Consider the following 23,772-nt stretch of genomic DNA (forward strand, 5'->3'; position numbering starts at 1 on the left):
GGCGGTACGCCTGCGTCAGGGCGTCAGGGCGAAGCAGTAGATCCCGCCGTAACCGCCGCCGGATCCGACCGTGGGCACGTCGAGCTGCGGCGGCCCCATCTCCACGAGGCTCACGCCCGGCGCGCACCCCGACTCGTCGAGGGACGACATCCAGTTGGCCATGTTGAAATCGCCGCCGGGGCCGCCGGGGCCGCCGGGGCCGCCGGTGCCGCTGGTGCCGCCGGGGAAGCCGGGGAAGCCGGTGCCGCCGCCTTCTCCGAATCCTCCTCCGAAGTCCCTCGGCCACGAGTGTCCGACGCGCGGCCTCCCCTCGACGTTCCTGTCGCCCTCCGCGGACGTCCAGTCCTTGCACGTCGCGGTCGCGCTGTAGAGCTTGCCCTCGTCGTTGGTCCCCGTCAGGATATCGTGGTTGTCGACCTCGGGCTGGCTCGGATCGGGCTGGTGGTTGGGGACGCCGTCCTCGTTCGGCAGATCGTCGATGATCGCCTCGTCGGCCGCGCTGGGACGATCGTTGAGCAGCTCCGCCTTGTTGTTGGCGACCAGCCGGCCGAGCCGATCGTACCAGGGCCCCTCGCCGATCCGGTCGATCGCGTCGACTTGCTTGCCGTCCTCTCCTGCCACCGCGCTCAGGAACGCGCGCCACCCCTTGCTCCCCGCGCCCGGCATGCTCTTCTCGGCGATCGCCGCGCAGATCTTGTCCGCGCCGCGGAGACCGGCGCCCGGGCCCGTCTCGCCGAAGCGGAGATCGCCCCCGAAGCCTTCCTGCGAGCCCGACAGCTCCTGCATCGCGACGAGGCTGGTCACGAAGAAGCTGAATTTCTCGGTCGTGGCGCCGCCGCCGGTGGTTGTCGTGGCGCCGCCGCCGGTGGTTGTCGTGGCGCCGCCGCCGGTGGTTGTCGTGGCGCCGCCGCCGGTGGTTGTCGTGGCGCCGCCGCCGGTGCTCGACGACGTGCTGGTCGCTCCGTTGTTCGAGACCTCCGGGTCCGAGCCGGAGCAGCCGACGACGGGCGAGAGCAGCGCGAGGGCGAGGGGCAGCAAGGAGAGGGAGCGGTGTGCGATGGCCATGGTCTTTGGTTCCTTATTTTCTATTAAGCTGGGCTGTTCGTCGCACCGGGGGCCGGCGAGGCTCATTGGCAGGTGAGATCGGGCTGGCAGGTCTGGCCCTCGGGGCACTGCGAGGTGTCGTTGCACGAGGTGAGCCCCGCGATCACGACCGACTGCTCGATCTGGGACGAGATGACGAGATCGATCCGGCCGTGCGAGATCGTCGTGGCGCCCACGGCCCTGCGTGTGACGATGATCGTCGGGAAGCCCGCGACGCCGAGGTCGAGCAGCTGCGTGACGAGCGACGCCGGGAGGTCGAGCGAGCCGGTGTCCTCGGCGGAGCACTCGATCATCCCCTTCGTGCCCCCGTGATGGCTGATATCGAGCTTCACGTGGACCTCCGAGATGCCGGCCTGCCCCGGCGGGGCCCAGGTGAGCTGCACGTCCTGATCGGGCTCGAGGCGGATCGTGTCGTTCAGGAGCTGCATGGGGCTCACGCCCTTCGACTCCACCGTGAAGGCGCTGAAGAAATCGCCGCTCGCCTCCAGGCGAACCGTCTGTCCCTCGTCGGCGGGCGGATAACCGAGCTTCACGCCGGCGGGCGGCTGGTAGTTGTTCGCCGTGGGTTTCATGACGAAGGACGCCTCTCCCGACTCGAGGTTCAGGCCGAGCACCGTCACGTCTCCGGCGCTGTGCGCGCCCGGGTAGGCCTGGCACGTGTCGTCCTCCACGCAGACGGCGCTCCCGCCGCAGGGCTGGTCGCAGAACGGGACGCGCGGCTTGAGGAGCCGGCAGCTCCCTTCCTCGGCCGCGAGCTCCCAGATGATCTGGGAGGGCGTGGTCCCGTCGTAGATCTTGCCGAGCACCGCGGTGGTCCCGGTCGCCTCCGGCGCGCCTTCCTGCGAGGGCGCGGCAGGCGACGAGCGCACCTGAAAGGCGCCGATGAGGCGCGTGGGGTCGCCCTCCCCGGTCGCGCCGCCCGACCCCCCGGACCCGTCGGGTTGATCGGGGGCCGGGGTGTTGTCGCTCGTCGTTGTCGAGCAGCTGGCAGACAGGAGGCTCAAGACCCCGCCGAGGGCGCAGACGCGCCACTCGCCGCGGGAAAGGAATTTTACGATTCGACGATCTTTTTGCGACATCTCGGTGGCCAGGTGGTGGCCTCGCGAGATCGCGGGTCAAAATTTTTTGCGGGCGGCGCACCGGCGCGCCGCGCCGGCGATCTCGGGATCTCGGGCCTCGCGGGCCCTCGCGCTCACCCGCCGCCGAGCTCGGACAGGCGCGCGCGCAGCCGCGGCGCGTGGACGCTCGCGCCATGGCGGGCGAGGAAGTCGGCGATGGCCGCGCGCTCGTCGGCCGTGCGCCCGAGCCGGCGCAGGCACTGGATCCGCCCGACGCGGGCCTCGGCGGCGAGGGAGCCGCCGCCGCCGGCGAGGTAGCGCTCGAAATGGCCGAGCGCCGCCGCCGTCTTGCCCTGGTGGAGCGCGAGCTGCCCGAGCGACACGAGCGCCGCCCGCGCCTCGGGGCTGGACGGGTGCTGCGCGAGCAGGTCGCGGTACGCGGCGCTCGCCTCGGCGCTCTTCCCCTGCGCGAGCCGGGACTGGGCGCGCAGGAGCAGCGCCTCGGCGCTCATCGCGGGCTCCTCCGCGCGCGGCCTGGGCGGCTGCGGCGCGCGCCCCGTGACCTCGGCGGCGCCGGTGGCCGCGGGCGCGCTCTCCGGCGGGCCTGGCGGCGGCTCGCTCGCCGGCGCGCCGGTGGCCGCGGGCGCGCTCTCCGGCGGGCCTGGCGGCGGCTCGCTCGCCGGCGCGCCCGGGTCGGGCGCCGGCGCTCCCGGCGCGGACGGGGGGACGCTCGGGACCTCCTGCACCGCGCCGCCCGGATCGAGCGCCTCGCTGCGGCCCGGCGTGGGCGGGGGCGCCTGCGCGGGCCCGTCGACCAGCTCCGCCGCGAGCGCGGCAAGGAGGGTCGCCGCGGCGGCCACGCCCACGATCGACGCTGCGAACCCGCGCCGCAGCGCCGGCCGCGGCGCCGCGCGAGGCCGCGCCACGCTCGCGGGCGCGGGCTCGACCGAGGCGCGCGCGAGCACCCGCTGGAGCATGACGGCGTCGCTGAGCTCGTGGCCGTCGGCGCGCGGGTCGCCGAGCTTGCCGATCGCGGCCCACAGCGGCGCCTCGGCGCGCAGCGCGGGGTCGTCCGCCTCGGCGCGGCGGAGGAGCTCTGCGTCCCCTGCGCCGATCGGCTCGCCGCGCGCCTCGGCGGCGAGGATGGCGGGCAGGCGGTCCAGGTCGATCTCGGACTTCTGCGTACCTGTCATGCTGTCCTCTTGCGGCCGACGGCCATGTCCTGGCGCACCTGCTTGCGGAGCGCGCCGATCCCGAGGCGGAGCCTGCTCTTCACCGTGTCGGGGCTGACGTCGGTCATGCCAGCGATCTCGTCGATGGAGTAGTCGAGCGCGTGGTGCAGGATGATCACGTCGCGCTGCGCCTCGGGCAGCGCGTCGAGGTACGCGCGCGCCTCGCGCGGGAGGGCCTCGAACGGGGGCTGGTGGGGCGCCTGGGCGACCTCCTCGTCGATCGCGCTCTCCGGGGCGACCGGCGCGCCCTCCCGGCGCTGCTGCTTGACGTACCGGAGGACGGTCCGCACGGCGATGCGCCTGGCCCAGGCCTCGACGGCGGCCTCGCCGCGGTAGGTCGAGGCGCTCTCGAGGATCGCGAGCAGGGCGAGCTGCGCGGCGTCGTCCGCGTCGGCCGAGCTGCGGAGGAACGCGCGCGCGATCCGGCGCACCCGCGACATCACCTGCGTCATGAGCCAGGCCTGGGCCGCGGTGTCCCCCGCGCCGGCGCGGCGCATCCGCTCGAGGTCGAGCGGCACGGTCGTCACGGAGGCCGAGGGGGCCGCGGGGGGGAGGGGGCGCGTCATGGCGCTGGCCAGGCGCAGCTCGGGCATCGGCCCGAGGCTCGCGCGAAGCGCTCGTGAGTGCTCAGCGTCCATCGCCGTGACCTGGTGCGGCGTCTCGGCCGAACCGGGTCAATTTTCTTTCTGCGTCGGCTCACGCGGCGCGGGCGCTCACCGCCTGACCCCACCCGCCGCTGCGGGCGGCGCTGGCAGGGCGAGCCCGAGCTCCAGCCCGAGGCCCGCGACGACCCGCACCGGGTGGGGCTGGAGCGCGAGGCTCGGGTGCACGGAGCCGTCGGGCTGCGTCAGGAGGAAGTCCACGCCCAGCATCGCCTTGAGGCGAAGCCGCTCGCTGAGCGGATACCCGAGCTCCGCGACAGGCGCGACGCTGACGAGCACGTCGGTCTGGGTCTCCAGCGGCGGCAGCTCCTGGGGCGCCATCCGCGGCCATGTCGTCGGCGGCGGCCACCGGGGGTACGGGTACGGCGGGGGGTACGGGTGCCGCGGGTACGGGTACGGCGGGGGATACGGGTACGGCGGGGGCGGGTACGGCGGGGCCGCCTGCGGCTGCCGCGCGGGCGGCGTCGCGTCGCCCTGCGGGACGCGCTGGACGACATCGACGCTGGCGCGCGCCCCGAGCTGCAGGTCGATGCCGAGCGGCAGGCGCAGCCGGATCTGACCGGTGGTTGTCACCGGGTGGCGCGCGAGCTCGAACCCGGACTCCTCGTCGCCGATCGTGGTCGCGGGCATCAGCTCGTAGCCCAGGCCGACGACGGCGCCGTCCACCGGCGCCCAGGAGGCACGGAGCGCCGCGGCGCTCTGCCAGGGCGCCTCGCCGCTGAAGTTCGCGCCTGTATAACCGGCGAGGACCGCGATCGCGGGCAGCCGGACCGGCGCGCGGAGGGCCCCAGGCTGGGCCGCGGGCGGCCGCGGGCGCGGCGGCGCGGGCGCGGCGAGGGGCGCGGCGAGGGGCGCGCCCGGCGCGACGACGGGCGCAGCCGCTGGCTCGGGCGGCGCCACTGCACCCGCCTCGGCCGCGGCGACGTTCACCTCGGTCAGCGCGGCGACGTGCCCCTCGCGGAGCTCCTCGGCGACCGCGCCGGCGATGTTGGCGAGCGACTCGAGCGCCGTCGCTGTCTGTCCGGGCGCGACCGGGATGCGGCGGCCGTAGATCTGATCGCCGTCGCGCTCGACCACGTAGAGGGCGAGCTCGCCCCTCGATCCGGCGTCGACCCAGAGCACGCCCCGCGCGTCCCAGGCCTCGGCGAGCGCGCGGGCGTCGGGGAGGAGCCTTTGCAGCGCGGGCCGCGACGCGCCGGAACGGACGATCTGGAGGCGAATTCCGAGGGGACGGATGTGGGCCGCGACAAGCTCGATGGCCTGCGTGTCGATGCGGTCGGCGCCCGCGGACGCGGCGAGGACGATCACCGGCCCGCGGGCGGCGCGGGGCTCGTCCGCCGCGGCCGGGAGGGCGAGGAGCGCGCAGGCGACGGCGCTCGCGGCCGTTCGGGCAGCGCGGAGGGCGAGCGCGGACGACGCAGCCGGCACAGGCCCTGAAACTTACCAGCGTTTCCGCGGGGGCACCATCCCTACCTCCCGCCTCGGGACTGGCCCTCGTCGCTCGAGAGAGCCGTCGAAGCGGAACCGTTGTTGAAGCAGGCGAGGAGTTTTCCTCTCTGTCTGTCCGCCGTCGTGGGGGTCGAGGGCGGTTTGCGCGCTGGTCCCGTCGACGAGGAGCGCACCCGTCTCCACGGTCGCGCTCGCTTCAAGCGGACGGCGCTGTAGGCTGCGCGAATGCCGGAAGCCGCGCGCAAGCGCATCCTGCTGGTCCTCCTCATCGTGGCAGTCGTTCCCGTCGGCCTCCTCGCGCGGTTCCACGGCGGCCCGGCCTGGCTGCGCAACAGCGCGGGTGCGGTGCTCTACGAGGTCGTGTGGATCGCCGCGGCGCAATTCGCGTGGATCTCCGCCCGTACCCACCGGCTGGCGCTCGCGGTGCTCGCCGCCACGTGCGCGATCGAGCTGCTGCAGCTCAGCGACGCGCCCTGGCTGTGGGCCGCGCGCAGCACCGTGCCGGGGCGGCTCCTGCTCGGCGGAAATGGCGGGTTCGACCCGATGGACTTTCCGCTGTATGGCCTCGGCTGCGCCCTCGGGTATGCGCTCTGCCGGCCGCTCCGGGCCTCGCCATGAGCCACCGCATCGCAGCGGCGGCGAGGCGCGGGGTCGCGATGTGCGCGGTTGCGACGTGCGCCGGGAGGGGCCAGGCTGGCGCTCGCACAATCCAGGAGAACGGAGGCGACGTCCATGACCGAGGCTCACCACACCGGCGGCTGCCTGTGCGGCGCGATCCGCTACCGCGCGCGCGGCGCGCCCTCGAGCACCAACCTCTGCTACTGCAGCCAGTGCCGGCGACAGAGCGGCTCACCCATGCCGGCGTTCGCCACCTTCGCTGACGAGCGCTTCGAGCTGCTCTCCGGCTCGCCGGCGACCTATCGCTCCTCCAGCATCGCTGTCCGCCAGTTCTGCTCGACCTGCGGATCCGCGCTGTTCTGGCGCCGCGACGGGGCGCGGGAGATCGATATCTTCCTGGGCTCGATGGACAGGCCCAGCGATCTGCCGCCCCCGTCCTTCCAGATCTGGACCGCGCACCGCGTCCCCTGGCTGCCGCCCATCCAGGGGGCCGCCGACTACCGCGGGAGCAAGACGGGCAGCCAGAGCTGACACCGCGCCTCCGCGCCCCCGGAAGGCCCCGGGGGCGGGCGCCTCGGCGAGCCCTGGCGCCGGCGCTCCTCAGGCGCCCTCGCCGCCCTCGCCGCCCTGGCCACCGCCGGCCGTCCGTTTGGCCTCTTCCTCGGCGATCTTGGTGCGCACCTCGTCCATGTCGAGCGAGCGCACCTTCTCGATCACCTGATCGAGCGCCGACGCCGGCAGCGAGCCTGCCTGCGCGAAGAGGAGGACCTTCTCGCGAAAGATGAAGAGCGTCGGGATGGATCGGATGTTGAACGCCTGGGCCAGATCCTGCTGCTCGTCGGTGTTGATCTTCGCGAACACGAGGTCCGGGTGCTTCTCGGAGGCCTTCTCGAAGACGGGCGCGAAGACCCGGCATGGGCCGCACCAGGGCGCCCACCAGTCGATGAGGACGATGTCGTTCGAGTCGACCGTCTGCTCGAAGTTCGCCGTGCTGAGCTCTGTGGTACTCATCCGCGGAGCATAGCCTCGAAGCCCACCCCTGTCGCCGAGGCGCCGGCCCGGGAATTCAAGGCTGAGTCCGCCCTGCCTCGAGCGGCTCCATCGAGAGCGGGCGCGCCGGGCGGAGTGCGATGTGCGGCCGTCCCGAGCTGCGGCCGCGTCGGGTGAAGGTTCTCGAGGCTCCTCGGCGGAATGAGGTCGCCCTGGCGGTCAATCGAGAGCCGCGTCCTCCAGCGTCAATCCTGTGAAGAAAGGTGAAGCTCGTCGTCAGGAGGTGCGGTCTCGACCAGGGAGCGCAAGATGGCGCCGCCCGACCTCGCGTTGGCGAGCGTGACGCCATGGACGTTGGCGCCCGTGAGGTCCGCTTCGCGCAGGTCGGCGCCGTCGACGTTGGCGCCCGTGAGCCGCGCTCCCTTGAGCTTCGCGGCGTGCAGGATGGCGCCGGCGAGGTTGGCGCGCGCGAAGCTCGATCGCGGGATGTCCGCCTTGCTCCCGTTGATGCCGGCGAGGCTCGCCCTGTCGAAGACGGCCTCGGTGAGGCGCGCTCGCCGCAGGTCGGCGCCGTCCAGCGACGCGCCGTCGAAGCGCGCGTTGGCGCCTCGGGTCGAGGTGAGGTCCGCGCCGTCGAGGATCGCCGAGCAGAGCTGCGCGTCGTCCAGCGTGGCGCGGGAGAGATCGGCGCGCGTCAGGTCGGCCGCGTGGAGGCGCGCGGCTGTCAGGTCCGCGCCGCTCAGGTTGGCACTCGCCAGGCGCGCCGAGGCGAAGTTGCACCGGGCGAGCGAGGCGCCGGCGAGGTTCATGCGCTCGAGCGAGGCGCCGCTCCAGTCGATGCCCTCGAGGTCAGCGCCCGCGAGCTCCAGGTCGTGGAGCGGCTGGCCGCTCTTCAGGCGGGCGATCACCTCCGCGCGCAGGCCGCGGGCCGCCGGCTCGTCGGTGGGCGGCGCGTCGGAGGGGGTGGCGGCGCTCGCGGGGGCGCGACTCGGGGGCGCCGGAACGAGCGCTTCTGCGGCGAGCGAGCGCGGGCCCTCTGCGGCAGGGTCGGTGTCGTCGAGCGTCGCAGGCGGGGGCACCGTCGCAGGCGGGGGCACCGTCGCAGGCGGCGGCTGCGCGGCAGCGCCTGTGTCATCGCGCGGCGCGGGCGGCGGCGGCACCGTCGCAGGCGGCTGCACGACAGGGTGCGTCTCGTCGAGCCCGGCGAGCGGGGGTGGCAGCACCGGGGGGAGCGGCTCGGACGAGGAGGCATCGGCCCCGGCGCGCGCAAAGGGCATCGCGAACGGCACCGATCCAGGCGGCGGCTCGGGGCGCGGCGGCGGCTCGGGGGCGGGCAAGAAGGGCAGGGGAGGCGCCGGGGCCAGCGGCGCCGCCTGCTGCGTGACGGCGCTCCAGTGCGGCTCCTGGGGCTCCTGGTGCGGCTCCCGGCGCTGCACGAAGGGCAGGGCAGGCGTCGCGTGGAGCTGCGGCACCTGCTGCGTGACAGCGCTCCAGTGCGGCTCCTGGGGCTCCTGGTGCGGCTCCTGGCGCTGCACGAAGGGCAGGGCAGGCGTCGCGTGGAGCCGCGTCACCTGCTGCGTGACGACGCTCCAGTGCCCGGCCGGGATCTCCACGCCCGGGTCGACAGGCGCGCTCGCCGCGTCGGCGATCACGACAGGGGCGAGCGGCCGAGCGACGCCCGGCGCGAGCCCGCCATGCACGGCCGCGGTGCCAGGCTCGCCCTCGATCGCAGCGCGCGTGTCGCTCTGGGTCGCTGGCTCGTGCCCGGTGAGCCCCGGCGCTGGAGCCGAGGGAGGCGGCCCCTGCGCTGACGTCGAGGGAGGCGGCCCCTGCGCAGACGTCGAGGAAGGGGGCGGAGCAGGGGCTGCCGCCGAGGGCCAGAGGAGGGGCCACCCCGGCAGCTCGACGCCCGCGACAACGCGCAAGCGCGCCGGCGCGTCGTCGGGCAGCAGCGCGACGTTTCCGCGCCAGATCACCGAGCAGAGCAGGCGGTCCGCGTCGATTGTCAGCGTGTCCGCGACGAGCTCGATCGGCTGCGCGTGCTCCTCCCCTCCCGCCCCGGTCCGATAGAGCCGCGCGAGCCCGCGCGCCGAGGGCAGGCTGGACCGGATCCACGGACAGCGGGGGTGCAGCCCCTGGAGGAGAATCCACTCGTCGCCGCGGAGGAACTCGATCTGCTGGTCCGCCGGAGCGGCGTGGAAATAGCGAAAGTCGAAGCTGCCATCCAGCTCCGGGGCCGGAGGCTCGATCGCCCGATCGCGCGCGAGGAGGCCGCTCCTCGGGGCCCAGTGCCTCGCGATCGGCCCGAAGCCCGCCGGCCTCGCGGGATCGGCCGGATCGACGATGTTCGGCAGCGCCGCCCCGGCGCCCACGCCGACAGGGTTCGCGTCGATGTGCGGCCCGCCGTACGCGCGCTCGTACACGAGCGGCATGAGGCTGAAAGGACGCGGGCTCGGGGCCTCGCGCGTCCAGTCGCCGTGGACGTGGAGCACCTTGTCGAGGAGCCAGCGATCCTCGCGGAAGAGCGCGATCCGCACCGACAGCGCCGCCGCGGTCGTGCCCGCGGGCGCGGCCGCGTGCCCGCGCAGCAGGACCCCTGCGCTCGGCAGGTAAGGCGCTGTCTCACACGCCTCCTCCAGGCTGCCGCACCCGTCTCGCGGCCGATCGGCGCAGACCAGCTCCGCCGGGGCGGCGAGCTCCGCGCTCCGGTCGGGGACGAGCGCGAACGTGGCCTTGACGATGACAGTGAGCCGCTCTGCGCCCTGCATGCGCCACAGCACGGCCCCGCAAGAGGCCGGCGTCAGCGCGACGACGGGGAGAGGCCAGGGCGTTCGCACGGCGTAACCTCGACTGGCCCGCGCGCCTTCACCGCCGCGGAGGGCTCTCGACGGCCGACGATACGCGGCGCGCCCCGCGGACGCAAGCGCGCGAGTCGACGGTGAGGGCGACTCGCATCGAGACCCTCGAACACTGCGCCATGACGCTGTGACCATCTTCCAGCGAGCAACGCATGTAGGGCGCTCGCGGGCGCGGTGTGAAGACCCGCAATGGACGAGACCGCCGCGAGCGTCGATGTCGCGTCGTGGGCAGTGCGCGCCGGGAATCCCAGCCACGGAGGCGCATCGGGCCTACGTTGTTGATCTCTCTCCTCTGTGCCTCTCGACACGGGCCGCTCGGCCTGCGATCGTCGCCGGCGATGGACAGGACCGAGCGCCTCTTCGCGCTCATGGCCGCGCTCCGGCGCCACCGGCGCCCGGTCACCGCGGCGCAGCTCGCGGAGGAGCAGGGCGTCTCGGTGCGCACGATCTACCGCGACGTGCAGACGCTGATCCGGCTCGGCGCGCCGATCGACGGCGAGGCGGGCGTCGGCTACGTCCTGCGGCCCGGCTTCTTCCTGCCTCCGCTGATGTTCACCGCGGAGGAGCTCGAGGCGCTCGTCCTCGGCGCGCGCTGGGTCGGCTCCGATGCGAAGGGAGCGCGCGCTCGCGATGCGCTATCGGAGCGAGTCGGGGAGCAGCACCGAGCGCGACGTCTGGCCTGTGCAGATCGCGTACTACGAGGGCAAGCAGATCATCGCGGCGTGGTGCTGCCTGCGCGCGTCGTTCCGGCACTTCCGCGCCGAGCGCATCGCCAGCCTCGCGCTCACCGCGCGGCCCTACGGCAAGCCCCGCCGGACGCTGACGAAGGAGTGGCGTCAGGCCTGGGAGCGCGAGGGCGGCGCGCCGGCGTGAGGCCGGCCAGGGCGCGGCGCGATCGCGTCGCGCGCGCTGCTGCCACGGGTTGTCGCCGCAGCAGGCCGCGAGATCAAGCTCGTCGAGCTGACGGAGCAGCAGGCGCGGGAGCGGTGGGCGGCGGCAGGGTTCTCGCCGGAGGCCATCGAGTTCTTCGTCGAGGTCTACGGGAACACGCCGAAGATCGGCACCACCGTCGTCCCGACGGTCGAGCAGGTGACAGGGCGGCCGGCCCGCACGTTCGCGCAATGGGCGGCGGAGCACGCGGCGGCGTTCGCGGCGTAGGGTGAGCAGCTCTCTCGAGTCCAGCCCTCTCCGCGAAAGGAGAGAGGCTGGACATCCCAGCGCTGGACTGCGCGGAGTCCGCTGAAACCGACGTGCGGGTCCAGCGCTGGATTGCGCGGAGTCCGCTGAAACCAACGTGCCCGCGCTCAGCGCTGGATTGTGCGGAGTCCGCTCTGAGCGGCTCGGACGGTCAGCTTGCCGTGGTCAGAGGTCGACTTCATAGACTCACGCGGAGCCCCGTGATGGGGTTTCCGTGCTGCCGGACTGTCGATTCACCCTGGAGAAGCGAGCCATGAAAGACATCCATCCTCCGAGAGATGAGCTCAGGACCACGGGCCGCAAGCTCGTCGTCCTCAGCCCGACCGTGAACATCGCCGCCATGGCGAGCGCGCTGGAAGCCGTCGGCATGGAGGTGGTCATGGCCTCCCAGTACGGCGGCGCCGTGCCGCCGGACAAGATGCTCACGGCCGACGCGGTCGTGTTCGACAGGCTCCAGACGATGGTCGTCGCCGACCCGTCACCGGCGGCCCTCGCCGTCATGGCCGAGCTCCAGGCGCGGGGCGTCATCCTCTCCGTGGAGGACGAGGGGTACGTTCACGCCATCTCCGCGCCCGCCCTGCAGTCCTCGCAGCGAGAGTACCTCGATGGCTATCGGGCCGGCGTGAACGGGCTCATCGATCATCTCCTCTCCGGCGGCGCGCCTGCGGCAACAGAGGGGCACACGGGCGTCCCCTCCGGGCGCGGCGAGTCCTCGGGCGGCGTCCGCGAGGAGAGGCAGGGCCGGGGGCGCCACGAACCAGGGACCAGGCCGCTCGATCAGGGGAGCGTGACATGGGGTCTCGACGCGATCGGCATCGAGGCCTCCCCGTTCACGGGGCGCGGGGTCCGGGTCGCCGTCCTCGATACGGGGCTCGATCTGAACCATCCGGACTTCAGGGGTCGGAAGGTCGTCCATCTGTCCTTCGTGCCCGGAGAGACGGTCCAGGACCAGGCCGGTCACGGCACCCACACGGCCGGCACCGCCTGTGGGCCGCATGCCTCGGCGCAGGGGCCGCGCTACGGCGTCGCGTACGAGGCCGACCTGTACATTGGCAAGGTCCTGTCCAACCAGGGCTCCGGCGCGGATGGCTGGATCATGAACGGGATCAACTGGGCCCTCGTGAACGGGTGCCGGGTCATCTCGATGTCCCTCGGCAGCCAGCGGCCTCCCGTGGAGGCGTACCGGGCGGCCGGCGAGCGCGCGCTGAACCAGGGCGCGATCATCGTCGCGGCCGCGGGCAACGCCAGCCATCGCTCCCGGGGCGACATCCAGTATACCGGCGCGCCGGCGAACTCCGGGACGATCCTCTCGGTCGCGGCGCTCGACAGCAGCCTGCGGGTCGCGGATTTCTCGAACGGCGGCAAGATCGATATCGCGGCGCCAGGCGTCGGCGTGCACTCCTCGTGGCCGCTGCCGCAGGGCTACAACACCATCAGCGGCACCAGCATGGCGACCCCGCACGTGGCGGGCGTCCTCGCGCTGCTCATGCAGGCGGATCCGCACGCGAGCGCCCCGGATATCTGGCGGCGCCTGCAGAGGATGGGGCGCAGGCTCAACGCGCCCGCCTCGGACGTCGGCTTTGGCCTGGTGCAGGCGCCGGTGTCCGCGAGGACGGAGCAGGAGGAGCCGATCGGGAAGCAGAAGGCGTCGGCCCGCTCCTCGCCGCCCGCGCAGAGCGAGGGCCCCATCGTGGAGAGGGGTGGAGTCCAGATCCCCTCGCCGCGAGAGTCCGACACCCGGTAATCCATCCAGAACACGAGCCCACCTCGGGCCGAGGCGGCCGTCATGGCGAGTCCAGGCGGGAGGCGCCCGCCGGCGGGCGCCTTCTGCCATGACCGCGCCATCGCGCTCGCCCATGCCACGCAACAGGGAGAAGCGAGCCATGAAAGACATCCATCCTCCGAGAGATGAGCACAGGACCACGGGCCGCAAGCTCGTCGTGCTCAGCCCAACCGTGAACATTCCCGCCATGACGAGCGCGCTCTCGGCGGTCGGCATGGACGTGGTGGTGGCCTCCGAGCGCGGCGGCGCCGTGCCGCCGGAGACGATGGCCACGGCCGACGCGATCGTGTTCGACAGGCTGCACATGATGGTCGTCGCCGAGCCCTCGGTGGCGGCCCTCGCTGTCATGAACGAGCTCCAGGCGCGGGGCATCCTCCTTTCCGTGGAGGACGAGGGGTTCGTTTACCCGCTCTCAGCGCCCGGGCCGGCCGGGCAGGGGGACGCGACCTGGGGTCTCGGCGCGATCGGCGTCGAACAGTCCCCGTTCGCCGGGCGCGGGATCCGGGTCGCCATCCTCGCGGCGGGCTTCGATCCGAGCCATCCGGACTTCCAGGGCCGGAAGGTCGTCCACCGGTCCTTCGTGCCGGGCGAGACGGCGCAGGACGCTAGCGGCGTCGGCACCCACGCGGCCGGCATCGCCTGCGGGCCGCGGACTCCATCGCAGGGGCCGCGCTACGGCGTCGCGCACGAGGCCGAGCTCTACATCGCCAAGGTCCTTTCCGACCAGGGCTCCGGCGCGGACGGCTGGATCATGAACGGGATCCACTGGGCCCTCGAGAACGGGTGTCGTGTCCTCTTGCTGCCCCTCGGGAGCGCGCGGCCCCCCGTGGAGGCGTACCGGGCGATCGGCGAGCGCGCCCTGGCGCAAGGCGCGATCCTCGTCGGCGTGGCGGGCCATGGCAGCCATCGGGCCCGAGGCGATATCCAGCCTACCGGCTCGCCGGCGAACGTCGTGACGATCCTCGCGGTCGGGGCGGTCGACAGCAGCCTCCAGGTCGCGGATTTCTCGAATGGCGGCAAGATCGACGTCGTGGGGCCGGGCGTCGACGTGCTGTCCTCATGGCCGCTGCCGCGAGCCTACAATACCCTCAGCGGCACCAGCGCGGCGGCGGCGCACGTGGCGGGCGTCCTCGCGCTGCTCATGGAGGCCGATCCGCACGCGAGCGCCCTGGAGATCTGGCGGCGCATGCTGGCGACGGCGCGCCAGCTCAACGCGCCAGCCTCGGATGTCGGCTCCGGCCTCGTGCAAGCGCCGGTGTCCGCGACGACGGCGCCGTGAAGGCCATCTCCAGCCAGAGCGCCGATCAGCTTGAAACGCCCACGAATGAAGAGATTTGAACCACAGAGGGCACAGAGGGCACAGAGGGGAGAGAAGATAGAAATTTCTTTATCTCTTCTCTTCCCTCTGTGCCCTCTGTGCCTCTGTGGTTCGTTTTTTTTCTCAGGGTTTCAACGTGTTCGGTGTCATCGACACGACGCTCCCCCTCGCCGCCTGTCACAGCGCGCTGGACCCGCGTCACGCCGGCGGCAAGACACGTACGGGATAGGCCAGCGTCACCTTCGGACCGCGCTCGGCCTGGATGTCGACCAGGAGCGCCCAGCGGATCTCGTTGCTCGCCGCGAGGAAGGAGTGCATCGCCTGCTCGGGCAGGTCCGCCGTGATCTCCTGGCACCAGGCGCTCCCACGCTCGATGTCGAGGTCCTCCGCCAGGAGCAGCACCCGCTCCGAGAGGAGGTGCGTCTCGGACTGGGGGTCGGAGCCGCTCTGGTACTGGACCCGCTCCTCGCAGACGAGCGTGACGCGCGCGCAGCGCACGCGCCGCCGCCCGCGCAGGACAAGGCGGGCGCGCAGCGGGGCCCCGAGGACCAGCGGCTCCTCCGCGAGCTCGATGGCGAGGTCCCGGCTCACGAGCCGGACGTGGCCGACAAGGAACCACCAGACCATCCAGGCGCCGACGGCAAGGCCGAGCGCCGCGAGCAGCGATACGCGCCCACGCTCCTCCAGCGAGATGGCCAGAGCGTAGAGCGAGACGGCGGCGATGACGATCGCCACCTTGGCGCGAGGGCTCATCGGGCCGACGGGCGCCGTGTCGGGCAGGAGCCGCACGGGCAGGTGCGCGCCCGGCGCCGTGCGCACGTCGGGCAGCGGCAGCCGATCGAGCACGGCGCGGTAGCGCTCGAGGGGGCCGCCGGAGCCGCCGCTCCGGTAAGGACCGCGGGCGGCGAGCGGCGCGGCGGGCTCGGTGGAGGGGGATCTCTTCGAGCGACGGAGGGCGGCGAGCAGCTTCATCGGGGGGCGGGGACCTCAGCGCACGGTGATGGGCTGGTCATAGATAAGATCGTCCTTCATGAGCCCGGCGGAGCACCGCACCCGGACCAGCCAGCGAATCTCGATCAGGTCGCCGCTGTAGCTGCGCGGCAGGAGCGGCAGCCGCGCCCGGAACGAGAAGCCCTCCGCGGGCGCCTCCTGCTGGCCCTCGGTGAGCACCTCGGCGTGCGCGACGCCCGTGTCGGTGCTGCCCCTGCCCTCGGTCAGCCAGAGGACCGACAGCTCGACCCGGGGCACCGGGCGGCCCGGGAGCGTTGTGAGGCGCACGACCCCGGCGAGCTCCTCGCCGGCCTCGTACGACGCGCGGCCCCCGGCGAGGTCGATGGTGGCGCAGGCGCTCACGGCGCGCCCCCGGCGGGCGCGATCGCCGCGCCGTCGCGCTCGCCCAGCCACGCGCGGGCGAGGGCGAGGGTGCGCGCGTGCTCGGGCACGTTCTCCAGGAAGCCCGCCCGCCACGCGGGGTTCGCGATCCGCGACGTGCGATCCAGCAGCCGCTCGCGGGCGGTCGCGATCGCGACGCGGGCCTCCCCGTGCGCGCCGCACGCCTCGAGGGCCTCCGCCCGCACCAGGTCGATCTGCGACTCGCCCTCCTCGAGGTGGCCCTGCGCGGCGATGATCGGGGCGGCGAGCTCCGCGGCCCGGTTCGCCACCTCGAGCGCCTCGGCGGCGCGCCCCGCGGCGAGCAGCACCCCCGCCAGGACGCCCGTCGCGCACGGGATGAGCGGCGGGACGTCGGCGAGCAGCTCGCAGCCGCGGCGCGCCACGGCCTCGGCCCGATCGAGGTCCCCCGCGACCCGGAACACCTCCGCGAGGTAGACGTAGGTGCCGCCCTCCATGCGCCGGTCGCCTGCCGCCACGAACGACTGGAGCGCCTCGTCGAGCAGCGCCCGCGCCTCGTCGATCTCGCCGAGCTGGAGGAGCGTGCGGCCGAGGTTCTCCTTCGCGAAGGCCGCCATGAACAGCAGGCCGAGCCGCCCCGTGTCGGCCAGCGCGGCGCGGAGCTGGCGCGCGGCGTCGGCGTAGGCGCCGAGCTCGTTGCAGAAATGACCGGCGTTGATGCGCGCCCCGCAGGCGCCGCGCACGTCGCCCGCCGCCTCGAAGCAGCGCACCGCCGCCTCGCAGAGCTCCCCGGCGGCGCCGACGTCCCCGGCCAGAATAGCGCGGTGCGTGCGCAGCCGCAGGATGGGCGCGCTGACGGTCGGGTCGTGCTGGAAGCGCCCGAACGACGCGTCGATGCGCGACGTCAGCGCGTCCGTCTCCTCGCACTGGCCCTGCATGTAGAGCAGCATCAGCGCCGTCTGCGCCATGACGCTGAGCTCGGGCCCGGTCACCGCCGCGGCCGACCACCGCGCGCACAGCGTCCTGGAGAGCGCGACGACGGCGTCCCCGCGCCCCACGTGGTGGGAGGCCCAGAGCGCGACGCCCGCCGCGCGGCACCACGACGCGCTCCCCTCGGTCAGCGCCTGCATCGCCCTCGTCGCGTGCAGCTCGGCCGCCGCGCTCTCGCCCCGGAAGCGGTGCGCCTCCGCCTGGACGGCCTCGACCTCCCCGAGCGCCTCGCCGGCCGCGCCGCACGCGACCGCTCGCTCGGCGCGCTCGATCACCGCCACGTAGTCGTTGCCGCCGAGCGCCTGCTCGGCCGCCCGCCGGTAGCCGCCGATCGCGCGCTCGAGGTCGCCGCCGCGCTCGAAGTGCGTGGCGAGGACCATGGCGTCGGTCTCGCCGGCGTCGGCGAGCCACGCGCCCGCGAGGCGGTGGCCGAGCTGCCGGTCCCCCTCGGTCAGCATCTCGTAGGCCGCGTCGCGCACGAGCGCGTGCCGGAAGGCGTACGCCACCTCGCCCTGGAACGTCGACTCGTGCAGGCGCGTGACGAGCTCGCTCCGCGCGAGCTCCGCCAGGCAGGCGTCGAGGTGCGCCTCGTCCGCCTCGGCCCCGAGCAGCGCGCCCGCAGCGCCGCGCCAGAACACGCTCCCGAACACGCTGCCCGCGCGCAGCACCCGCCGCGCGTCCGGCGCGAGCCCCTCCAGGCGCGACTGCATCATCGCGAGCACCGTCTCGGGGACGCCGCCGCCGTGGCCCTCGGCCTCGGCGCGCACGAGCTCCTCGAGGAAGAACGCGTTGCCCCCGGCGCGGTCGACGATCTGCGCGACGACCGCGGCGTCGACCGCGCCGAGCGCCTCGCCGACGAGCTTCTCGCACGTGCGGCGCGACAGCCCGACGAGCCGCAGATCCGTCAGCGCGCGCTTGCTCCAGAGGTCCGGGAAGGACTCGCGCACCTCGGGGCGCGCGAGCGCGAGCACCATCAGCCGCTCGCCCTCGAGGAGCCGGAGCGCCGCGTCGACGTACTCGACCGTCGGCCGGTCGCCCCAGTGAAGGTCCTCCAGCACGAGCAGGACCGGCCGCGCCCGGCACTCGGCGCGCGCGAGCTCCACCCACGCGGCCTGCATCTGGTCGCCCATGACCTTCGCGTCCTGCCGCGCCGCCCGGAGCAGCACGCTCGCCTCCGACGGGAAGGGCGTGCCCGCCATCTCGCCAAGGAACTCCGTGACGGCCTGCCGCAGCGGCTGCGCCACGTGCTCCGCCACGCGCGCCGCGAGCTTGCGCTGCCGCGCCTCGAGCGGCTCGCCGTCGAGCAGCCGCGCCGCGCGCCGGACGACCTGGCCGAGCATGCCGAACGGCGCGCCCATCCGCATCGGGTCGCCGCGCGCGATCCAGAGCTCGAGCGGCTCGCCGCGCGCGGCCAGGCGCCGCGCGAGCTCGTGGCGCAGGCGCGATTTGCCGACCCCCGCGTCCGCCGTGACCAGCACCGCGCGGGCCTCCGACTCGGCGACGCACTCGTCGAACGTCGACTGCAAGAGGAGCAGCTCGCGCTCCCGCCCCGCGCACCGCGTCGGCCTGCCGAGCAGCTTGCGGGCCTCGTCCGCGGGCTCGAGCTCGCCGATGAGCGCGAGCGTCGCGCGGTCGAGCGAGACCTCGAAGCGATCGCCCAGGAGGTCCGCCGTCATCCGGTCGAGGAGGACGGGGGACGCGGCCTCCGCGCAGCCGGGCGCGCCGGCGGCCGCGCGATCGGACAGCGTGCGCGGGGACAGGGTGCGGGCGGCCGCGCGATCGGCCAGCGTGGCGGCGGCCCTCCGATCGGCCGGCGCGCGATCGGCCGCGCCGTCGGCCAGCGTGGCGGCGGCCTTGGGATCGTACAGCGCGCCGGCGGCCGCGCGCGCGCTCGTGCTCCCCGCGAGCAGCGCGCTCGCGCGATCGATGACCTGGCCCATCGGCTGCGTCTTCTCGAGCTCGTCCCACCCGGTCGAGAGCGCCACGTGCGTGCCGGGCAGGAGGTCGCGCAGGGCCATGGCGCAGCGGGCCGCGTTCACGGCGAGGTCGGTCGGCGAGCCCGCGGCGGTGATCACGGCCGCGAGGGAGCCGTCCCGCAGCAGCTCGAGCTGCGCGCCGTGCCGGGCGGCGACCTGCCGGAGCGCGTGCGACGTCCTGTAGAGCGTGCTGAGCCGCGGGGCGTTGCTGATCGAGGCGGTCGCGGCGTGCGAGTCGGCGCTGGCGGGCGCGCGGTCGGCCGTGCCGGGCGCGTGCGCGAGGATGACGCTGACGAGGCGCCGCTCGCGGCGCGTCAGGCCGGGCACCGAGGCGGGCGGGCGCGAGGACGACTCGGCGATGAACGTCGCGAGCGCGCGCAGCTCGTCGAGCGCCTCCCTCGCGTCGGGGCGCCTGTCCGGCTGCTTGACGAGCAGCCGCGCCACGAAGGCGTCGAGCTCCGCGGGCAACCCGGGCGCGAGCGCGCTCAGCCGCGGGGGCTCCTCGAAGACCACCCTGGCCAGCATGGCGAGCGGGTGCGCCGCGGCGAAGGGCGGCCGGCCCGCCAGGCAGGCGAACAGGACGCACCCGAGCGCGTAGACGTCCGCGCGGGCGTCGACCTCGCCCTCGCCGATCACCTGCTCCGGCGCCATGAACGACGGCGTGCCCACCGTCGCCCCGGTGCGCGTCAGCGCCGTCGTCGCGTCGGCGAGCCGCGCTAGGCCGAGGTCGACGATCGTGGCCCGCTCGATCTCGCCGCCCGGCAGGAAGATGTTCTGGGGCTTGATGTCGCGGTGGATGATGCCCTGCGCGTGCGCGAACGCGAGCCCCTCGGCCACGCGGATCAGCGCCTTGATCGCGGCCGCCGGCTCCAGCCGGCCGCGGGCGAGCCGCGCCGCGAGGTCCTCGCCCTCGAGCCACTCCATGGCGAGGTAGAGCTCCCCGTCCGGCGTCTGCCCGTGCGCGATGTAGCGGACGATGCACGGGTGCGCGAGGGCGGCCAGCGCGCGCGCCTCGCGGGCGAACCGGCTGCGCTTGTCGTCTGTCGGCTCCCGGAGGACCTTGATGGCCACCGGCGCGCCGCTCTCGACGTCGCGCGCCCGGTAGACGGTGCCGAGGCCGCCCTTCCCCGCCTGCCGCTCGATGAGATAACGCGCCCCCAGCCTCTCCCCCGGCGTCATGGCGCCGAGTATCTCACGGAACCCGCGCGCGTCCGTGAGCGACGAGCTGAGCCGGAGCGCACGAGGTAGGTCCTCGTCGCATGGCCGGGGCTGAGCGCGCCTGCGGGCCGGACCGATCGAGCTCTTGCCCGCGCGCAACTCCTGCGTTCGCGCGAGGGGCGGTCGCGGGCCCCCGTCGGCCGGGGGGTCGCTCAGCTGCGTTCCGCGTCGCCGCCCGCCGTGCTCTCGCCTGCGGCGCGGGCCTCGCGGAAGGCCGCGTCGTGGCGCCACGCCTCCCGCGCGGCCTCGCCGTCGCTCAGGCCGTGCGCCACCCCGGCCGCGGCGATCGCGCTCCGGAAGCGCGCGCCGGCGCGACGGTACTCGATCAACACAAGGATCAGGCAGAGCGCGACGAACAGCACCGTGCCGGCGCTCGGCGACGGCTGCGACCAGGCGAGCCAGCCGATGGCCACAGCGAGCAGCGCGCTGCAGAGCCCCCACGACTCGCCGCGCTCGCCGCGCACGTCCTCCGCGGCGCGGGCCAGCGCGCTCGCCGCTGCGGGTGGCGGCTCGGCCGCCTTCTCGGAAGGCCCCGGCGCCGTTGTGCCACGAACGACCGGCGCGCCGCCGCGTGCCATGAGCGGTCCCGACGACGCGCCGCTACAGCTCCCTGACGCGCCGAGATGTGTTGAGCTCATACAAGCCCCTTTCTGGGTTCGCCGTCCGACCCTACACTCCCGCTGGCTTGCACGCCGCGCGCCATCGCTGGATCCTGCGCGTGGACGTCATTCCGAGGACCGCGGCAGAATCGTTCGCGCAGCGGTCGCGCCGGACACGCAATCGATGCGCCCCGATCAAACCTCGGCGTTACAGCGGCGAACTCGGCAGGTGTGCTCACGACCCCTGTGATCCTGCGCACAGGTCACTGTCGCATGTCGCATGTCCGGCGCCGTCGACTCGTGAGGAAGGCCACCTTGCTGAGCGCGTCGCTTCCAGTGCGGCTGGCGCATCGTCTGCGCCTGACGCGCAGTCCGTGCGCCGATCCTTCTCACCGGGCGGCGCTGCGCGGGGAGGAGGACCGGCGCTTGCCGGGCGGGGGCGGCGGGGGCGGCGGGGGCGCAGACACGTGCCCCGCGCGGTCCGCGAGGACGGGGCGCGCCAAGCAAACCGCGCGCCGCGGGGCCGTCACGGGTAGGCGTACGGCGCGTCGAGCCCGAGCGGGAAGCCGAGCTGCCAGTAAGCGAGCAGAAAGAGGCTCCACGCGACGAGGAATGTGATGGAGTAGGGGATCATCAGCGCCATGAGCGTGCCGATACCGGTGCTCTTCACGTACCTCTGGCAGAAGACCACCACGAGGGGGAAGTACACCATGAGCGGCGTGACGATGTTCGTTGTCGAGTCGCCGACGCGGTAGGCCGCCTGGGTGAGCTCCGGCGAGATGCCGAGCGACATGAGCATGGGCACGAAGATCGGGGCGAGCAGCGCCCATTTCGCGGACGCGGAGCCGATCAGCAGGTTCACCATCGCGGTGAGGAGGATGATGCCCACGATGGTCACCGTGCTCGGGAGCGCCAGGGCCTGCAGCCCCGCGGCGCCCTTGAGCGCCAGGAGCGCGCCCAGGTTCGACTTGTTGAACAGATAGATGAACTGCGCGGCGAAGAAGGCCATCACCAGGTAATAGGCCATCGTGCTCATCGTCTTGCTCATCCCGCCGATCACGTCGCGGTGGCTCGTGAAGGTGCCGGACGCATAGCCATAGACGAGCCCCGGGACGAGGAAGAAGAGGAAGATGAGCGGCACGATCGCGCTCATCAGGGGCGCGGCGCTGACCGTGAGCTGGCCGGTCGGCGCGCGCAGCGGCGACGACGGCGGCGCGCAGGCGGCGACGAGCAGGGCGACGCAGAGCGCCATCGCCCCGAGGCCTGCCCAGAGCGCGCGCGCCTCGCGGGGCGTGAGGTCCGCCATGCGCCGGTCCTGCTCCGGGGCGGCGTCGACGGGTATCCGGGCGACGCGCGGCTCGATCACCCTGTCGGTGATGTACCAGCCGAGGCCGATGATCAGCAGCGACGAGGCGCTGCAGAAGAACCAGTTGCAGAGCGGGTTGACCGTGCGCTTCGGGTCGAGGATGCCGGCGCCGGCCTGCGTCAGGCCCTGCAGCAGCGGGTCGAGGCTGGAGGGGATGAAGTTGGCGCTGAAGCCGCCCGCGACCCCCGCGAACGCGGCGGAGATGCCGGCGAGCGGGTGCCGGCCTGCCGCCTGGAAGATGACCGCGCCGAGCGGGATGACGAGCACGTAGCCCGCGTCGGCCGCCGTGTGGCTGACGATGGCGACGAGGATCAGCATCGGCGTGAGCAGCGCTCTCGGCGTGATCGTGAGGAGCTTCTTCAGTCCGGCGTTGATGAACCCCGAGTGCTCGGCGATGCCGACCCCGAGCAGGGCCACGAGCACGACGCCGAGCGGGTGGAAGCCCGTGAAGGTCGGGACCATGCTCGAGAGGAACTCGGTGATGGCCTTGCCCGAGAGCTGGCTCTGGACCTGGAGCGGCTGCTTCGTCCGCGGGTCGATCTCGCTGAACTGGAGCGGCGCGAGGGCCGCGGACACGACCATGACCGCGGCGGCGAGCAGGACGAAGAGCACGGCCGGATCGGGGAGCCTGTTGCCGGCCCGCTCGAGGGCGTCGAGGGCGCGCGCAGCCCGGCCGCGCCGCGCTCCGGGCGCGGGCGAGGGGAGCTCGGGTTGATTGCTGGACATACGCTCATCGTAAGCCGAACGCGCGCGGAGCGGCGCGGCCGGGGAGCTTCACGCGCGCGATTTCGGGGGTGGGGTTGGTGTGGAGGGTCGATGGTCGTCGAGCGCCGCGCGCGGCTCCGGCGCCCGCGCGGGCGGCCTCAGGCCGCCTTGCGGGCCTCGTCGGCCTCGAGCTCGCGGACGATCGGGAGGACCTTCTTCCCGAACTGCTCCACCTCCTCGAGGTAATGCAGGAACCCGGTCAGCACGAGATCGACCCCGGCCGCCTGATAGGCGACGATCCGCCGCGCGATCTGCTCGGGCGTGCCGACGAGGCCTGTGCGGAACCCGTCGTTGTACTGCACGAGGTCCTCGAAGCTGGAGCTGGCCCACATGCCCTCGCGCTCGGGCGACGCCCGGCCGGCCTGCCGCACGGCGTCGCCGAAGCCGTTCACCGCCTCCACGTCCGCGTGAGCGATGATGTCGCGCAGGACCTGCCGCGCCTCCTCCTCCGTGTCGCGGGCGATGACGAAGGCGTTCAGGCCGAACTTCACCCGGCGCCCCGCGCGCGCGGCGAGCTCGCTGATCTCGGTCACCTGGGCGCGGGCGCCCTCGATGGAGTTGCCGTTCATGAAGTACCAGTCCGACACGCGCGCGGCCATCTGCCGCGCCGCCTTCGAGTTCCCTCCCTGGAAGATCTCGGGGTGCGGCTTCTGCGACGGCTTCGGCTTCAGCGTGAAGTCGTTGATCCGGTAGAAGTCGCCCCGCAGCGAGAAGTGGTCCTCGGTCCAGATGCCCCGGAGCGCCCGGATGAACTCCTCCGAGCGCCTGTATCGCTCGTCGTGCTCGAGCCACGGCTCGCCGAGCGCCGTGAACTCCCCCTTGAACCAGCCGCTCACGACGTTGACGGCGAACCGCCCGCCCGACAGATCGTCGGCCGTCGCGCCGAGCTTCGCGAGCACCCCGGGGTGCCACAGCCCCGGGTGGACGGCCGCGATCACCCGGAGCCGCTCTGTCGCGAGCAGCAGCGCGAGGCTGAACGACGTCGACTCGTGCTGGTACTCGGCGCCGTAGCTCGCCATGTAGCGGACCTGGCTGAGCGCGTACTCGAAGCCGCTGTCCTCCGCGAGCCGCGCGAGCTTCCTGTTGTAGTCGATACCCCAGTGCGTCCGCTGCTCGATCTTGCTCACCACGAGGCCGCCGCTGACGTTCGGCACCCAGTACGCGAACTTCACCGGGGCGCGCCCGGCGGGCGCGATCGACGTGGGCGGCGTGATGCTTTCGTTGTTGCTCATGATCTGG

General features: G+C 73.7%; 17 protein-coding genes and 2 pseudogenes. 6 read left to right on the forward strand and 13 right to left on the reverse strand.

Features of this window, described 5'->3' with window-relative positions; all coding sequences use genetic code 11:
- Window positions 1-15: 15 nt before the first annotated feature.
- From WMF42_RS10875 to WMF42_RS10895, 5 genes are all read right to left on the reverse strand, one after another.
- Window positions 16-1,065, reverse strand: a complete 1,050-nt coding sequence (locus WMF42_RS10875) for a hypothetical protein (RefSeq protein ID WP_437691846.1) — start codon at window positions 1,063-1,065, stop codon at window positions 16-18.
- A 62-nt stretch (window positions 1,066-1,127) separates the two neighbouring features.
- Complete coding sequence (locus WMF42_RS10880) at window positions 1,128-2,108, reverse strand: hypothetical protein (RefSeq protein ID WP_437691847.1); 981 nt, start codon at window positions 2,106-2,108, stop codon at window positions 1,128-1,130.
- 188 nt (window positions 2,109-2,296) lie between these two features.
- Window positions 2,297-3,355 (reverse strand): tetratricopeptide repeat protein, encoded by a 1,059-nt coding sequence (locus WMF42_RS10885; protein ID WP_437691848.1) that lies wholly within the window; start codon window positions 3,353-3,355, stop codon window positions 2,297-2,299.
- The gene (locus tag WMF42_RS10890; RefSeq protein ID WP_233562493.1) at window positions 3,352-3,960 is read right to left on the reverse strand and encodes an RNA polymerase sigma factor; all 609 of its coding nucleotides are present in this window, start codon (window positions 3,958-3,960) and stop codon (window positions 3,352-3,354) included. The genes WMF42_RS10885 and WMF42_RS10890 overlap by 4 nt, the downstream gene beginning before the upstream one ends.
- A 147-nt stretch (window positions 3,961-4,107) precedes the next feature.
- The gene (locus tag WMF42_RS10895; protein ID WP_437691849.1) at window positions 4,108-5,484 is read right to left on the reverse strand and encodes a hypothetical protein; all 1,377 of its coding nucleotides are present in this window, start codon (window positions 5,482-5,484) and stop codon (window positions 4,108-4,110) included.
- Between the two features lie 246 nt (window positions 5,485-5,730).
- Between WMF42_RS10895 and WMF42_RS10900 the strand changes: the two genes are divergently transcribed.
- Window positions 5,731-6,123, forward strand: a complete 393-nt coding sequence (locus WMF42_RS10900; protein WP_437691850.1) for a DUF2809 domain-containing protein — start codon at window positions 5,731-5,733, stop codon at window positions 6,121-6,123.
- 114 nt (window positions 6,124-6,237) lie between these two features.
- Window positions 6,238-6,654: a GFA family protein gene (locus WMF42_RS10905; RefSeq protein ID WP_437691851.1), complete on the forward strand. Its 417-nt coding sequence runs from the start codon at window positions 6,238-6,240 to the stop codon at window positions 6,652-6,654.
- A 69-nt stretch (window positions 6,655-6,723) separates the two neighbouring features.
- Here WMF42_RS10905 and trxA read toward each other — a convergent pair whose 3' ends face one another.
- Together trxA and WMF42_RS10915 are read right to left on the reverse strand one after the other, a co-directional pair.
- Entirely contained in the window at window positions 6,724-7,134 is a 411-nt protein-coding gene (gene trxA / locus WMF42_RS10910; RefSeq protein WP_061607770.1) for a thioredoxin, read from the reverse strand.
- Between the two features lie 224 nt (window positions 7,135-7,358).
- Entirely contained in the window at window positions 7,359-9,950 is a 2,592-nt protein-coding gene (locus WMF42_RS10915) for a DUF2169 family type VI secretion system accessory protein (protein WP_437691852.1), read from the reverse strand.
- A gap of 359 nt (window positions 9,951-10,309) precedes the next feature.
- Here WMF42_RS10915 and WMF42_RS10920 point away from each other — a divergent pair.
- The 4 genes and pseudogenes from WMF42_RS10920 (at window position 10,310) to WMF42_RS10935 (ending at window position 14,230) form a co-directional block, all read left to right on the forward strand.
- Window positions 10,310-10,844: pseudogene (locus WMF42_RS10920) on the forward strand (helix-turn-helix transcriptional regulator).
- Between the two features lie 48 nt (window positions 10,845-10,892).
- Window positions 10,893-11,129: pseudogene (locus WMF42_RS10925) on the forward strand (hydroxylase); the annotation flags it as partial.
- A gap of 292 nt (window positions 11,130-11,421) precedes the next feature.
- Complete coding sequence (locus WMF42_RS10930) at window positions 11,422-12,912, forward strand: S8 family serine peptidase (RefSeq protein ID WP_437691853.1); 1,491 nt, start codon at window positions 11,422-11,424, stop codon at window positions 12,910-12,912.
- Window positions 12,913-13,051: 139 nt separating this feature from the next.
- Entirely contained in the window at window positions 13,052-14,230 is a 1,179-nt protein-coding gene (locus WMF42_RS10935) for a S8 family serine peptidase (RefSeq protein ID WP_437691854.1), read from the forward strand.
- Window positions 14,231-14,467: 237 nt separating this feature from the next.
- On the opposite strand, the gene WMF42_RS10940 is transcribed toward WMF42_RS10935, so the two are convergent.
- From WMF42_RS10940 to sfnG, 6 genes are all read right to left on the reverse strand, one after another.
- A complete protein-coding gene (locus WMF42_RS10940; protein WP_437691855.1) occupies window positions 14,468-15,241 on the reverse strand; it encodes a hypothetical protein in 774 nt (257 codons plus the stop codon).
- A 15-nt stretch (window positions 15,242-15,256) separates the two neighbouring features.
- A complete protein-coding gene (locus tag WMF42_RS10945) occupies window positions 15,257-15,622 on the reverse strand; it encodes a hypothetical protein (protein WP_437691856.1) in 366 nt (121 codons plus the stop codon).
- Window positions 15,619-19,764, reverse strand: coding sequence for a serine/threonine-protein kinase (locus tag WMF42_RS10950; protein ID WP_437691857.1), 4,146 nt, complete (start codon window positions 19,762-19,764; stop codon window positions 15,619-15,621). The genes WMF42_RS10945 and WMF42_RS10950 overlap by 4 nt, the downstream gene beginning before the upstream one ends.
- 191 nt (window positions 19,765-19,955) lie before the next feature.
- Window positions 19,956-20,441 carry a hypothetical protein gene (locus WMF42_RS10955; RefSeq protein ID WP_437691858.1) on the reverse strand — a complete coding sequence of 162 codons (486 nt, stop codon included), beginning with the start codon at window positions 20,439-20,441 and terminating at the stop codon, window positions 19,956-19,958.
- Between the two features lie 487 nt (window positions 20,442-20,928).
- Entirely contained in the window at window positions 20,929-22,494 is a 1,566-nt protein-coding gene (locus WMF42_RS10960; protein ID WP_437691859.1) for an AbgT family transporter, read from the reverse strand.
- Between the two features lie 137 nt (window positions 22,495-22,631).
- Window positions 22,632-23,765, reverse strand: a complete 1,134-nt coding sequence (gene sfnG / locus WMF42_RS10965; RefSeq protein WP_437691860.1) for a dimethylsulfone monooxygenase SfnG — start codon at window positions 23,763-23,765, stop codon at window positions 22,632-22,634.
- Window positions 23,766-23,772: the final 7 nt, after the last annotated feature.

This window comes from Sorangium sp. So ce176, assembly GCF_051519835.1.
Taxonomy (GTDB): Bacteria; Myxococcota_A; Polyangia; order Polyangiales; family Polyangiaceae; genus Sorangium; species Sorangium cellulosum_G.

Excerpts from the sequence above, each read along its gene's own strand:
- WMF42_RS10875 (WP_437691846.1), bottom strand. The coding sequence starts at position 1,065 with ATGGCCATCGCACACCGCTCCCTCTCCTTGCTGCCCCTCGCCCTCGCG.
- WMF42_RS10885 (WP_437691848.1), bottom strand. The coding sequence starts at position 3,355 with ATGACAGGTACGCAGAAGTCCGAGATCGACCTGGACCGCCTGCCCGCC.
- WMF42_RS10890 (WP_233562493.1), bottom strand. The coding sequence starts at position 3,960 with ATGACGCGCCCCCTCCCCCCCGCGGCCCCCTCGGCCTCCGTGACGACC.
- WMF42_RS10900 (WP_437691850.1), top strand. The coding sequence starts at position 5,731 with ATGCCGGAAGCCGCGCGCAAGCGCATCCTGCTGGTCCTCCTCATCGTG.
- WMF42_RS10905 (WP_437691851.1), top strand. The coding sequence starts at position 6,238 with ATGACCGAGGCTCACCACACCGGCGGCTGCCTGTGCGGCGCGATCCGC.
- trxA (WP_061607770.1), bottom strand. The coding sequence starts at position 7,134 with ATGAGTACCACAGAGCTCAGCACGGCGAACTTCGAGCAGACGGTCGAC.
- WMF42_RS10930 (WP_437691853.1), top strand. The coding sequence starts at position 11,422 with ATGAAAGACATCCATCCTCCGAGAGATGAGCTCAGGACCACGGGCCGC.
- WMF42_RS10935 (WP_437691854.1), top strand. The coding sequence starts at position 13,052 with ATGAAAGACATCCATCCTCCGAGAGATGAGCACAGGACCACGGGCCGC.
- WMF42_RS10940 (WP_437691855.1), bottom strand. The coding sequence starts at position 15,241 with ATGAAGCTGCTCGCCGCCCTCCGTCGCTCGAAGAGATCCCCCTCCACC.
- WMF42_RS10950 (WP_437691857.1), bottom strand. The coding sequence starts at position 19,764 with ATGACGCCGGGGGAGAGGCTGGGGGCGCGTTATCTCATCGAGCGGCAG.
- WMF42_RS10955 (WP_437691858.1), bottom strand. The coding sequence starts at position 20,441 with ATGAGCTCAACACATCTCGGCGCGTCAGGGAGCTGTAGCGGCGCGTCG.
- WMF42_RS10960 (WP_437691859.1), bottom strand. The coding sequence starts at position 22,494 with ATGTCCAGCAATCAACCCGAGCTCCCCTCGCCCGCGCCCGGAGCGCGG.
- sfnG (WP_437691860.1), bottom strand. The coding sequence starts at position 23,765 with ATGAGCAACAACGAAAGCATCACGCCGCCCACGTCGATCGCGCCCGCC.